This window comes from Caulobacter sp. CCG-8 (assembly GCF_037402475.1).
GTDB lineage: Bacteria > Pseudomonadota > Alphaproteobacteria > Caulobacterales > Caulobacteraceae > Caulobacter.
In genome coordinates, this window is sequence record NZ_JBBEUD010000006.1 from 143,162 (window position 1) to 155,833 (window position 12,672).

Consider the following 12,672-nt stretch of genomic DNA (forward strand, 5'->3'; position numbering starts at 1 on the left):
CGGGGGAGCATCTTTCGGCTCAGGCCGCCTTGAGGGCGCGCCCCATCATCAAGGTCCCGAGAATGGAGCCCAGCACGGCCGGCAGTTCCTTGCGCGGCGTGACGCGGTCGACCATGCCCTTCTCGACCAGGTATTCCGAGCGCTGGAAGCCCGGCGGCAGGGTCTCGCGGATGGTCTGCTCGATCACGCGCGGACCGGCGAAGCCAATCAGGGCGCCCGGCTCGGCCAGGTGGACGTCGCCCAGCATGGCGTAGGAGGCGGTGACGCCGCCGGTGGTCGGGTCGGTCAGGACCACGACGTAGGGCAGGCCGGCGTCCTTCATCTCGTTGATGGCCAGGGTGGTGCGGGCCATCTGCATCAGGGACAGGGCCCCTTCCTGCATCCGCGCGCCGCCGGCGGCGGTGAACACCACCAGCGGGACCTGGCGCTTGATCGCGGCCTCGGCGGCGGCGATGAAGCCTTCGCCCGCGGCCATGCCCAGCGAACCGCCCATGAAGGCGAAGTCCTGGACCAGCACCACGGCGTCGACGCCGCCGACCTTGCCGTAGGCGATGGCCATGGCGTCCTGCTCGCCGGTCGCCTTGCGGGCGGCGGCCAGGCGGTCCTTGTAGGACTTGCCGTCCGAGAAGTGCAGCGGATCCTCGACCACGGGCGGGGTCGGCAGGACCTCGTGCGCGCCGTCGTCGAAGGTGAACTTGAAGCGCGCCTCGGGACCGATGCGCATGTGGCGCCCGGCCGGGGTGACCCACAGGGCCGCCTCCAGGTCGGAGCGGTAGATCATCTCGCCCGTGTCGGGGCATTTGACCCAGAGGTTCTCGGGCGTCTCGCGCTTGGCGAACGCGCCGCGCACGCCGGGCGCGATCCGCGACAGCCAGCCGCCGCGACGGCCCTCCGCCGGCGCCTTCGTCTTGTCGCCCTTCTTGGGCCCCTGGGGTTCAGCCATCGCCATAGCCTTCAGCCTCACGCCAATTCGAGTCGCGCCGATCGCACAGCCTTAGCCAGCTCCGACGCCTTGAGAAGAACCTTCTCGGTCACGTTTTCGTTCACCTTGGCCGCGGCGGCGATTTCGTCCACCAGGGCCGAGCCGACCACCACGCCGTCCGCCACGCGGGCCACCTGGGCGGCGCGCTCGGGGGTCTTGATGCCGAAACCGACGGCCACCGGCAGGCCCGAAGCCGCCCTCAGGCGCTCCACCGGACGTCGCACGGCCTCGGCGTCGGCCTCCAGCACGCCGGTCACCCCGGCCACCGAGACATAGTAGATGAAGCCCGAGGTGCGGGCGACCACGGCTGGCAGGCGCGCGTCGTCGGTCGTCGGCGTGGCCAGGCGGATCAGGTTCATCTTGGCCGTTTCCAGGGCGTCGGTCAGCGGACCGGCCTCCTCGGGCGGGCAATCGACGATGATCACCCCGTCGGCCCCGGCGTCCGAGGCGTCGTTGGCGAAGGCCTCGTAGCCGTGGAACAGCACCGGGTTCAGATAGCCCATCAGCACGATCGGCGTCGTGGTGTTGATCTCGCGGAACCGGCGGACCAGCCCCAGCACGTCGCGCATCTTGGTGCCGGCGGCCAGCGAGCGCTGCGAGGCCAGCTGGATGGTCGGGCCCTCGGCCATCGGGTCCGAGAAGGGCATGCCCAGCTCGATGACGTCGGCGTGGTCGGCCAGGCCCTTCAGGATTTCGAACGAGGTCTCCAGGTCCGGATCGCCGGCCATCACATAGGCGATGAACAGGGCCCGGTGGTCGTTTTCCCGCTGGAAGGCGCGCTCCAGGCGGCCCGCGTCGCGATAGCTGGTCGTCATCTAGATCGTCCGTCCCAGGGCGTCGGCCACGGTGAAGATGTCCTTGTCGCCCCGGCCCGACAGGCACAGCACGATCACGCCGCCCTCGCCGATCTCCTTGGCCAGCTGGGGCAGCTTGGCCAGGGCGTGGGCGCTTTCCAGGGCGGGGATGATGCCCTCGAGCTCGGCGCACAGCTGGAAGGCCTTCAGGGCCTCGTCGTCGGTGCAGGTCAGGTACCGGGCCCGGCCGATGTCGTGCAGGAAGCTGTGCTCGGGGCCGATGCCCGGATAGTCCAGGCCGGCCGAGATCGAGTGGGCGTCCAGGATCTGGCCGTCGTCGTCCTGCAGCAGATAGGTCTTGTTGCCGTGCAGGACGCCCGGGCGGCCGCCAGTCAGCGAGGCGGCGTGCTTGTCGGTGTCCAGCCCGTGGCCCGAGGCCTCGACGCCGTAGATCTTGACGCGCTCGTCGGCCAGGAACGGGTGGAACATGCCGATGGCGTTCGACCCGCCGCCGACGCAGGCCACGACCGCGTCGGGCAGGCGGCCCTCGAGTTCCTGGATCTGCTCGCGGGTCTCGTTGCCGATCACCGCCTGGAAGTCGCGGACCATGGCCGGATAGGGGTGCGGGCCGGCGGCGGTGCCGATCATGTAATAGGTGTCGGCCACGTTGGTGACCCAGTCGCGCATGGCCTCGTTCATGGCGTCCTTCAGGGTCGCCGCGCCGGAGGTCACCGGACGCACTTCCGCGCCCAGCAGGTTCATGCGGAACACGTTCGGCTTCTGCCGGGCCACGTCGACCGCGCCCATATAGACCACGCAGGGCAGGCCGAAGCGGGCGGTCACCGTCGCCGACGCCACGCCGTGCTGGCCCGCGCCGGTCTCGGCGATGATCCGGGTCTTGCCCATGCGCTGGGCCAGCAGGATCTGGCCCATGCAGTTGTTGATCTTGTGCGCGCCGGTGTGGTTCAGCTCCTCGCGCTTGAAATAGATCTTCGCGCCGCCCAGGTGCTTGCTGAGGCGCTCGGCGAAATAGAGCGGCGAGGGCCGGCCGACATAATGGGTCAGGTAGCCCTTCAGCTCGGCCTGGAACTTCGGATCGTTCTTGGCCTCGGTGTAGGCGCGGTCCAGCTCCAGCACGAGCGGCATCAGGGTCTCGGCCACGTACAGGCCGCCGTAGTCGCCGAACCGGCCCTTGGCGTCGGGATAGGCGGACCAGTCGTTGGGCCGTTCCGGGGGCTTGGCTGAGGCGTTCACGAGCACTTCCAAAGGGTCAGGCAAATCGTCAGGCGCGTTTGACGGCGTCCAGGAACGCCGTGATCAGAGCCGGGTCCTTTAGGCCGGGACCCCGCTCAAGGCCAGAGGAAACGTCCACCAGGGGCGCGCCGGAAGCCTTGATCGCCTCGGCCACGTTCCACGGGTCCAGCCCTCCGGCCAGGAAATGCGGGCGAGAAAATCGCCGGCCCGCCAGCAGGCTCCAGTCGAACCTTGCGCCGGTTCCGCCCGGGAGGGCAGAGCCTTCCACGGGGCGGGCGTCGAACATCAGGTGCTCGACCACGCCGTCGAAGGCGCCGGCCTGGTCGACGTCGGCGGGCGAGGAGACCGAGAAGGCCTTGATGATCCCGGCGCCCGAGCGCTGGGCGATCTCGCGGACCCGGTTGGGGGTCTCCTTGCCGTGCACCTGGATCAGGTCGGGCTTCAGCGTGGCCATCAGGCGGTCGACCAGGGCGTCGTCGGGATCGACGGTGACGGCCACGGTCTTGACGGGGGTTTGGCGAAGCGGCGCGGCCAGGCGGGCGGCGGCCTCGGGCTCGAGGTTGCGGGGGCTCTTGGCGAAGAACACGAAGCCGACGAAGGCCGCGCCGCCGGTCACGGCGGCGGCGACGGTCTCGGGCGTGGAGAGCCCGCAGATCTTGGCCTTGGTGGTCATGACGGGGGAGTTACGTGCGGGGAAGGGCCAGCGCAAGGGGTCAGCGGCTCACCCCCTTGCCCCCACCTGGCGGCTTCGCCGCCTGTCCGCCCCCGTAGGGGGCGGAGCCTTCGCACTCGCGCTCTTCCCCCTGCGGGGGAAGGCGACCGCGAAGCGGTCCGTAGGGGGCAAGTGTTCGCCGCTTAGCCTCCCAACGGCGAAACCCCTTCCACCGCCTCCGACAGCGTCGCCCGCATCGCGCAGACCAGGCCCTCGGGCCGGTAGTCCATGGTGGCCGCGCCCTTCAACTCGCCGCGCAGGCTGCGTTCGATCAGCCGCGAGCCGAAGCCGCGGCGGGTGGGCGGGACCACCGGCGGGCCGCCGGTCTCGGTCCAGGTCAGGGCCAGGTCGCGGGTGTCGGCGTCGTAGGTCCAGCTCAGCACCACCTTGCCGTCGTTGTTCGACAGGGCGCCGTATTTCAGGGCGTTGGTGGCCAGCTCGTGGAAGATCAGGGCCATGGTCAGGGCCCCGCCCGGCGCCAGCCAGACCGGCGGGCCGTCGATGACCAGGCGCTTGCACCCCGGCTCGCCGTCGGGCGACGGCGGCGTGAACGGCGCCAGGGCCCGTTCGGCCACGTCGCACAGCCCCGCCCCGTGCCAGCTCTCGCGGGTCAGCACGTCGTGCACCTGGGACAGGCCCATCAGCCGGGACTCGAACTTCTCGAACGCGACCAGCGGGTGGGGTTCGTTCTTCAGCGTCTGGCTGGCCATCGACTGCACGGTGGCCAGGGTGTTCTTCACCCGGTGGTTCAGCTCGTTGATCAGCAGCCGCAGCTGGCCCTGGTAGTGCTGCTGCTCGGCCTCGACCTGCTTGCGGGCGGTGATGTCGGAGATGATCACCACCAGGTAAGGCCGCGCGTCGCCGCCGGGATCCACTCGCGAGGCGGTGACGTGCACCCAGACCACCCCGTCGTCGCGGTCGCCGGCCACCCGGCGTTCGACGGTGTAGGTGTCGATCTCGCCGGCGAACAGGGCCTGGCCCTGGGTGACCACGGCGGTGACGGTGTCCTCGCCGCGCACGATGTCCATGAAGGTCGAGGCCAGCAGGGTCTCGCGGTCGTGGCGGGTGATGGCGCAGAACTGGTCGTTGACCTCCAGGAACCGGCCCGAGCCCGAGACCCGGGCCACGCCCATGGCCGCCTGGTCGAACACCGCGCGGTAGCGGGCCTCGGCGGCCTGCAGCCGGTGCTTGGCCTCGACCGCCTTGGTGACCATCTCGGTATAGAGCACCAGCCCGCCGATCCGGCCGTCGTCGTGCCGCCAGGGGGCCATCGACCAGCGCACCCAGTGGACGTCGCCGTTGCGGTCGACATAGCGCTCGCCCTCGTCGTCGCGCAGCTCGACCCCCTCGGCCAGAACCTGGGCGTGCTTGTCGCGCCAGAACTGCGGGATCTCGGGGAAGACGTCGTAGTGGCGGCGGCCCAGCAGCGGGGTGTCGGGCGACATGTTCTGGTCGGTCAGGTACTGGCGCGAGGCGGCCAGGTAGCGCATCTGGTCGTCGAAGATGGCGATGCCCATCGGCGCGTGCTTCAGCGCGGTGGTCACGCTGGGCGAGGCGGCCAGGGGCGAGGGCGCGGCCCCGACCTCCGGCGCGGTCTGAGGGGCGTCCTGGGTCTCGGTCGGGGATCGCGCGGTCATCGCGCTCCTTTACTCGGACTCGTTCGCGGTGGGCCCATCATGCCCAGGCGGGGCCGGCTGTCGATGGGGCAATCCCGCGCAGCGCCGGATCGCGACCCTACGGGCCTCCATCGTCGGTTGCACGCTTGCCTGACACATCTAAAAATAGCAATCATGACTCTGCTCAACTCAAGGGTGGAACATGATCCGGAACGGCAAGGACATCGCCAACGGCGAGACGGTCAGCACGCAGGTCTGCATCATCGGCTCCGGCCCGGCGGGCATCACCACGGCCTGGTTCCTGCAGAAGGCTGGCCTGAAGGTCACGCTGATCGAGGGCTCGCGCGTCTATCCCGGCTATACCGCCAGCCAGGCCGACAAGGCCCTGCTCTATGACGGCCTGGCCGACGGGCTGTTCACCGGCAACGAGCGGGAATTCCTGATCCTGCGCTATCCGGGCGTGCGGGGCGGTCCGTCGGAGCGCGAGCGGTTCTTCGGCGGCACCTCCACCCACTGGGGCGGCCAGTCGCGGCCGCTGGACGCGGTCAGCTTCGAGAAGCGGCCGGGCTTCCCCGGCTGGCCTATCACCCGCGCCGACCTCGACCCGTTCTACAGCAAGGCCGCGGCCTTCTGCGACCTGCACGACGACTTCACCGCCGAGTACTGGGCCAAGGTGCTGCACGCCGACGTGCCCAAGCTGCCGGGCTTCGAGGTTGCCATGTACCAGTTCATGCCCGGCACCAACTTCGCCACCCGCTCGTTCGAGGGCCAGGGCACGATCGGCGACAGCGCCTGCGACGTGATCCTCAACGCCAGCCTGCTGGAGATCGACCATGCCGGCGGCCAGGTGAACGGCCTGCGCGTGGCCAGCATGGACGACAGCAACCCGGTCCCCAAGGCGGCCACCGAGTTCACGGTCAAGGCCGACATCTACGTCCTGGCCTGCGGGGCGGTGGAGAACGCCCGCCTGCTGCTGCTGTCGGACGCGGGCAATGAGACGGGCCAGGTGGGCAAGACCTTCATGTGCCACCCGCTGAGCGGCAACGTCATCGGGGTCAGCGGCAGCTACCTGACCTACGACCAGCAGCGGCTGATGGACGGCGTCGGCATGGCCGGCGCCCGGGCGGCCACCTTCAACGACGCCAACGGCGTGGGGGTCACCGGCCGCTTCCAGCCCGACGCCGAGCAGCAGCGCAAGCTGGGGATCGGCAGCTGCTGGTTCTGGTGGAACGGCGGCCAGTACTATTACGAGATGGCTCCCAATCCGGGCAGCCAGATCGCCCTGGCCACCGACCCCAAGTATCGCGACAAGGTCTTCGGCCAGCCCCAGACCCACATCACCTGGAAGCTCGACCCCCGCGACCAGGTCACCTACGAGAAGACCACGGCCCTGTTCCAGGCGTCGGTCGCCGGCCTGGGCGGCCGGGTCACCTTCCCCGACTGGGCGGCGATCACCCGCCAGGTGGTGGTCAACGGCCATCACATCGGCACCGCCCGCATGTCGGCCGACCCGGCCGACGGCGTGGTCGACGCCGACCTCAAGGTCCACAGCCTCGACAACCTGTACGTCGCCGGCGCCTCGGCCTTCCCCTCGGCGGGGATCTCGAACCCGACCTTCACGATCATCACCCTGTCGATCCGGCTGGCGGAGCATCTGATCGGGAAGCTGAAACCGCATTGAGCGACGGCGCGGCGTCCTCCGCCCCCTCGCCGCGACAGGCGGCGAAGCCGCCAGGTGGGGGCAAGTCGGTGAGCCACGAGTTTTCGACCTCACGCCTTGGGCTGTGAGCTGATGGAAAGGGCTGCGGAGCGCCGGACATCGTCCGGAGTGTTTGAGGAGTAACCGTTTCGACGAAGCCCGTTCGCTCCGCGCGACCATTATCCGCAAGCCCTCGGCGATAGGCCCTGTTGGAGCCGCGCCTTGTCGCCCGCGACGGGCAGGTCAGGCCAACGCGCCTGATCCCGGACCGCGGGCGTCGTCCGCCCGCCTGCTGCTTCATCGACCTTCAGTCACGTCGTATCTGTGGACCACGCCCGACCGGCACCAGAGACTGAAGTTTGGGTCCCGCCTCTACTCAAGCAGAAGGGCCCGCCGACAGAGCTTCCCGCTCGATCGCCCCCGCCGCCGCATCGGTCGCTGGCCATGCGCCCTTTCCCGCGTCGAGGTGGGATGATTATGCGGGCGGCTGGAAGGGTGAGGATAAGTTCGGTCGAAAAAGTTCGGGGCGTTGAAATCGTTGGAGTTCATCCGCTATCCGCCGAGCATAAGTCGCCCGACCGGGGACGCGCACTCACGGCAAGACCTCACCGGATCGCACCTGACGCCCGGGTGAGTGCGTGTCCCCCACTTCGGCCACGCCGCCACAGGACCAGCCCCCAAGCTCAGCGGACGACTTGGGGGACACGCACTCACACCTGGCCCTGCGTGAACTGAGCGACGCCGTGCCGTGAGTGCGCGTCCCCGTTCGGTTCACCCCCCTCACCCCGCCGGACCGCCCACGGCGGCCAGGCCGCGCCCTGAAATCCATGGTGGCGAGCCTGCTCTGGGGTCTGACCGTGTCAAGGACGGCGCGCCGCGCCGCCGCGACGCGGTCGCCGCCAAAGGTCGCCAGAGGCGATCCTTGACACGGTCAGACCCCAGAGCTCCCATTCCACCAAGGGTTTCAGGACGTGGCGTCATCCGCTGAAGGGCGGATGGCCTTAGCTTGCCGGCAACGCTCGGTAGGTTGCGGGGCGCAACTGACAGGTTGTCTCAAGTGGACCCACCAATCGGTAATAGCGAGGCTCGCTAGCAAAGCTATAGATGCGCATCAGCACGTATGCATCCCTCGCGTCGGCGGATGCCTGGACCTCATTGGCGCTGACGAAGAAGGGCGCAGCTAAACCGCCGTTTGTGGTTTTAACCTCCACTTGGATCGGCAGGCCTTCGGTGGTGAAGGAGGAAATGTCATATCCAAGGCCGTCACCAACAACTCGGGACATCCAGATGGTCCTGGCCGCGAGGTCAGGTCGACCGGCGTCTATAAGTTGCTGTTTTATTTGAGCTAGTGCCCAAGCCTCGCCTGCATTGCCAAGTAGTCTGTTGCGTTCATCGCTCGCGGCAAAGTCGATACGGACTGGCCCCCGGGCACTACGCACAGCTTCCATCGTCTTGCTTTTGGGCGGAGGTGTTTCGCGCGAGGCGTCGTGCAATGGCGTTGGGACGGGGGCTGCGCCAAACACGTCCTCGTTGACTGTGATCCAGTCGTAGACAACGGCCCGCAATAAAGTCTGGCTATTGGGGAGTTGGCCAAAGCCCCGGAGCAACGGCAACTCCATCTCTGCCAGTATTGCATTGATGTTACTGATCTTACGGCTGATCGCACTGTCGTTGCGCCAGGGGATTTCGCTAGCCGCTATTTTTAGTTGGCCCGACCGATTGTAATCGGGCGCGCCTTGCTGAACGAACATCCTGAAGAAGCGGGTGACAACCGCTTCAACCTCCTTGAGCGACCAGTCCGTCTCCGGCCGCGTAATCCCTGCTACGTCGAAGCCGAGCCTAGACAAATGACCAGCGGCATGGCCCCGCCCGCCTGAAAAGCTGTCCGAATCCAACGGCCCGCGGTCAGGATATTGCAGGCCGTAAGCAACACCGACGATAGCTTTGCTATCGTAGCTTTTGCCCTCGTGCGTTACGAAATAGCTCTCTGCCTTACCGTACCGGTAAGTCGTGAGAAAAGCCTCTCGGCCCATCTCGTCATGGCTGGCCATCGCCGCCAACACGGCTCGTCTACTGGCTAAATCCTTGTAGTCGGGCATTTATGCTGGCCACCACCGCATGCATTGAAGGCCAGAGTAGCGTCGCATACTACGGTTCCGATCTGACCCTGGGGGTGAGATCGGACGGCTGAACAAGCTCTTTCGCCCCCTACTCACCCGCCTCCAAATCCCCCGCCGGCTCGTACGCCGCCATCATCGCCATATTCAGAATCTTCGACACCGACGCCGACAGTGGCGCGATCTGCACCTGGTGGCTCAGCCCCAGCAGCACCGGCCCGATCACCGTCGCCCCGCCCAGGCTCTGCACCAGCTTGGTCGCGATCGAGGCCGAGTGGATGGCCGGCATGATCAGGATGTTGGCGCTGTCGGTCAGGCGCATGAACGGGTAGTTGGCGCGCTTTTCCGGGTCCAGGGCTAGTTCGGGCGGCATTTCGCCCTCGTACTCGAAGTCGACGTCCATCTCGTCGAGCATGGCCACGGCCTCGCGCACCTTGTCGGAGCGCTCGCCCATCGGGTTGCCGAAGGTGGAGTAGCTCATGAAGGCCACGCGCGGCTTGAAGCCCAGGCGGCGGACGGCGCGGGCGGCTTCCAGGGCGATCTCGACCAGCTCGTCGCTGTCGGGCAGCTCGGTGACGTTGGTGTCGGCCACGAACACGGTGCGGCCCTTCGCGAGGACGACCGACATGCCCATGATCCGGCCGTTGGGGGCCGGGTCGATGACGCGCAGCACCTCCTCCAGCGCCTGGTCGAAGCTGCGGGTGACGCCGGTGACCATGCCGTCGGCCTCGCCGTGGGTGACCATCGAGGCGGCGAAGCTGTTGCGGTCCTGGTTGATCAGGCGCTGGACGTCGCGGCGCAGGTAGCCCTGGCGCTGCAGGCGCTTGTAGAGGGCGTCCACATAGTCCGGATTGCGGTCGCTGAGGCGGGCGTTGACGATCTCGAGGCCGGCGGTCGCCGGATCGAGGCCGACCACCTTCATGTTCTCGTGCACCAGGTTCTCGCGGCCGCACAGGATGGCCTTGCCGAAGCCGCCGGTCTGGAAGGCGTAGGCGGCGCGGATCACCGACGGGTCCTCGCCCTCGGCGAAGACGATGCGCTTGGGATTGGCCTGCACGGCGCCGCTGATCTTCTGCAGGAAGCCCGCGGTGGGGTCCAGGCGCTGGGCCAGGCTGGCGCGATAGGCGTCCATGTCGGCGATCGGCCGGCGGGCGACGCCGGTGTCCATGGCCGCCTGGGCCACGAACGGCGGCACGTACCAGATCAGGCGCGGGTCGAAGGCCGAAGGGATGATGTAGTTGGGGCCGAACTTCAGCTGGCGGCCGTGATAGGCGGCGGCCACCTCATCGGGCACGTCCTCGCGGGCCAGCATGGCCAGGGCGTTGGCGCAGGCGATCTTCATCTCGTGATTGACGCGCCGGGCCCGCACGTCGAGCGCGCCGCGGAAGATGTAGGGGAAGCCCAGGACGTTGTTGACCTGGTTGGGATAGTCGCTGCGGCCGGTGCCCATGATCGCGTCCTTGCGGATCGCGTGGACCTCCTCGGGGGTGATCTCCGGATCGGGATTGGCCATGGCGAAGATGACCGGATTGGGGGCCATGCTGGCGATCATCTCGGGCGTGAAGGCGCCCTTGGCGGACAGGCCCAGCAGGACGTCGGCGCCCTTGACCGCCTCGGCCAGGGTGCGCAGCGGGGTGTCGACCGCGTGGGCGCTCTTCCACTGGTTCATGCCCTCGGTGCGGCCGCGATAGAGCACGCCCTTGCTGTCGGCGGCGATCACGTTCTCGGGCTTGACGCCCATGGCCTTGATCAGCTCCAGCGAGGCGATGCCCGCCGCGCCGGGGCCGTTGAGGACCACCTTCACGTCCTCGATCCGCTTGCCGGTGATGTGGCAGGCGTTGATCAGGCCGGCGGCGCAGATGATCGCCGTGCCGTGCTGGTCGTCGTGGAACACCGGGATGTCGAGCAGCTCCTGCAGCTCGGTCTCGATGCGGAAGCACTCGGGGCTCTTGATGTCCTCCAGATTGATGCCGCCGAAGGTGACGCCGATGTTCTTGACCACCGTGATGATCTCGTCGGCGTCCTTGGTGGTCACCTCGATGTCGATGGAGTCGACGTCGCCGAAGCGCTTGAAGAGGACCGACTTGCCTTCCATCACCGGCTTGGAGGCCAGGGCCCCCAGGTCGCCCAGGCCCAGGATCGCGGTGCCGTTGCTGATCACGGCCACCAGGTTGCCCTTGGAGGTGTAGTCGTAGGCGGCGTCGGGGTCCTTGGCGATGGCGTGGACCGGCACGGCGACGCCGGGGGAGTAGGCCAGCGACAGGTCGCGCTGGGTGGCCATCGGCTTGGTGGCGACGACGCCGATCTTCCCGGGGGTCGGATAGCGGTGGAAGTTCAGCGCTTCCTCGTCGGTGAAGGTCTTCTTTTCCGCGTCGCTCATGCGGCGTCCCCCTGTCCTGTACTGTCCTGCTAGTCACACGGTGTGGACGGGTCGAACGATGCGACGCGTCCTTATGATGGGCGCACCGTAGCGACCGGGCGGGGGCGTCACAACCTTACTCGGCGTAAGTTTTCGGCCGCAAACGCTTGTTCTGCTTGGATTTACGCCTGTCCAACGTTGTCATCGGGCCCGAGTTTGGCTTGACCTGAGGGGGCGTGTCGGGAGACTACCGCCCGCGTCGACCCCGGGAGATCGCCTTGAGCCAGAACGACTTAGCTCCGCAAAAAGGTACCGTTACCATTGCGCTCGCCGGGGCCCTCGGGCGGATGGGCCAGGCCCTGGCCAAGACCTTGGCCGGACGATCCGACGCGGTGGTTTTTTCGCGCTTCGACCGTCCGGGCGCGACCGGTGAGGGCCTGCTCGAACGCGACGAGGCCCTGAAGGGCGCCGACGTGGCCATCGACTTCACCATTCCGGAGGCCTCGGTGGCCCTGGCCGAGCACGCCGCGGCGAACGGCGGGCCGGCCCTGGTGATCGGCTCGACCGGCTTCACCGACGACCAGAACGCCCGCATCGCGGCGGCGGCGACCAAGGTCGCCATCGTCAAGTCGGGCAACTATTCCCTGGGCGTGAACATGCTGATGGGCCTGGTGCGCCAGACCGCCGCCGCCCTGCCCGCTTCGGACTGGGACGTCGAGGTCTACGAGGCCCACCACAAGCGCAAGGTCGACGCGCCTTCCGGTACGGCGTTGATGCTGGGCCAGGCGGCGGCCGACGGGCGCGGCGTGGGGCTGGGCCAGGTGGCCGACCGCGGCCGCGACGGCATGACCGGCCCGCGCAAGGAAGGGGCGATCGGCTTCTCCGTGGTGCGCGGCGGCGGGATCATCGGCGAACACAGCGTGATCTTCGCCGGCGAGGAGGAGGTGTTGACCCTGTCGCACTCGGCCACCGACCGGGGCCTGTTCGCGCGGGGCGCCGTGGCGGCCGCCGTCTGGGTCAAGGGCAAGGCACCCGGCCTCTACGACATGCAGGATGTGCTGGGCTTTCAGGACTAGATCGAAGATCCTTTGGACCTTTGTTTTACGCGCTTTCCCTACGTGAACGGGCTTTAGCTTCGC

The 12,672-nt window shown here is 68.0% G+C and carries 9 protein-coding genes; 2 read left to right on the top strand and 7 right to left on the bottom strand.

Annotation, left to right across the window (positions count from 1 at the left end; all coding sequences use genetic code 11):
- Positions 1 to 19: 19 nt before the first annotated feature.
- From WAE60_RS07700 to WAE60_RS07720, 5 genes are all read right to left on the bottom strand, one after another.
- On the bottom strand, positions 20 to 949 hold the full coding sequence (locus tag WAE60_RS07700) for an acetyl-CoA carboxylase carboxyltransferase subunit beta (protein ID WP_029909784.1): 930 nt from the start codon (positions 947 to 949) through the stop codon (positions 20 to 22).
- 11 nt (positions 950 to 960) lie between these two features.
- Positions 961 to 1,797, bottom strand: coding sequence for a tryptophan synthase subunit alpha (trpA, locus tag WAE60_RS07705; protein ID WP_337685635.1), 837 nt, complete (start codon positions 1,795 to 1,797; stop codon positions 961 to 963).
- Complete coding sequence (gene trpB / locus WAE60_RS07710; protein WP_337685636.1) at positions 1,798 to 3,030, bottom strand: tryptophan synthase subunit beta; 1,233 nt, start codon at positions 3,028 to 3,030, stop codon at positions 1,798 to 1,800.
- Positions 3,031 to 3,058: 28 nt separating this feature from the next.
- The gene (locus tag WAE60_RS07715) at positions 3,059 to 3,703 is read right to left on the bottom strand and encodes a phosphoribosylanthranilate isomerase (protein WP_337685638.1); all 645 of its coding nucleotides are present in this window, start codon (positions 3,701 to 3,703) and stop codon (positions 3,059 to 3,061) included.
- A gap of 182 nt (positions 3,704 to 3,885) precedes the next feature.
- Complete coding sequence (locus WAE60_RS07720; protein ID WP_337685639.1) at positions 3,886 to 5,379, bottom strand: HWE histidine kinase domain-containing protein; 1,494 nt, start codon at positions 5,377 to 5,379, stop codon at positions 3,886 to 3,888.
- A 181-nt stretch (positions 5,380 to 5,560) separates the two neighbouring features.
- Between WAE60_RS07720 and WAE60_RS07725 the strand changes: the two genes are divergently transcribed.
- Entirely contained in the window at positions 5,561 to 7,039 is a 1,479-nt protein-coding gene (locus WAE60_RS07725) for a GMC family oxidoreductase (protein WP_337685640.1), read from the top strand.
- A 1,019-nt stretch (positions 7,040 to 8,058) separates the two neighbouring features.
- Here WAE60_RS07725 and WAE60_RS07730 read toward each other — a convergent pair.
- Positions 8,059 to 9,156 carry a DUF3883 domain-containing protein gene (locus tag WAE60_RS07730; protein WP_337685641.1) on the bottom strand — a complete coding sequence of 366 codons (1,098 nt, stop codon included), beginning with the start codon at positions 9,154 to 9,156 and terminating at the stop codon, positions 8,059 to 8,061.
- 109 nt (positions 9,157 to 9,265) lie between these two features.
- Entirely contained in the window at positions 9,266 to 11,554 is a 2,289-nt protein-coding gene (locus tag WAE60_RS07735) for an NADP-dependent malic enzyme (protein WP_337685642.1), read from the bottom strand.
- Positions 11,555 to 11,811: 257 nt separating this feature from the next.
- On the opposite strand from WAE60_RS07735, the gene dapB reads away from it, so the two are divergent.
- On the top strand, positions 11,812 to 12,609 hold the full coding sequence (dapB, locus tag WAE60_RS07740) for a 4-hydroxy-tetrahydrodipicolinate reductase (protein WP_337685643.1): 798 nt from the start codon (positions 11,812 to 11,814) through the stop codon (positions 12,607 to 12,609).
- Positions 12,610 to 12,672: the final 63 nt, after the last annotated feature.

What these genes read in the sequence shown, in the direction of transcription:
- WAE60_RS07700 (WP_029909784.1), bottom strand. Translation starts at nt 949, where the DNA reads ATGGCGATGGCTGAACCCCAGGGGCCCAAGAAGGGCGACAAGACGAAG.
- WAE60_RS07720 (WP_337685639.1), bottom strand. Translation starts at nt 5,379, where the DNA reads ATGACCGCGCGATCCCCGACCGAGACCCAGGACGCCCCTCAGACCGCG.
- WAE60_RS07715 (WP_337685638.1), bottom strand. Translation starts at nt 3,703, where the DNA reads ATGACCACCAAGGCCAAGATCTGCGGGCTCTCCACGCCCGAGACCGTC.
- trpA (WP_337685635.1), bottom strand. Translation starts at nt 1,797, where the DNA reads ATGACGACCAGCTATCGCGACGCGGGCCGCCTGGAGCGCGCCTTCCAG.
- WAE60_RS07725 (WP_337685640.1), top strand. Translation starts at nt 5,561, where the DNA reads ATGATCCGGAACGGCAAGGACATCGCCAACGGCGAGACGGTCAGCACG.
- WAE60_RS07735 (WP_337685642.1), bottom strand. Translation starts at nt 11,554, where the DNA reads ATGAGCGACGCGGAAAAGAAGACCTTCACCGACGAGGAAGCGCTGAAC.
- WAE60_RS07730 (WP_337685641.1), bottom strand. Translation starts at nt 9,156, where the DNA reads ATGCCCGACTACAAGGATTTAGCCAGTAGACGAGCCGTGTTGGCGGCG.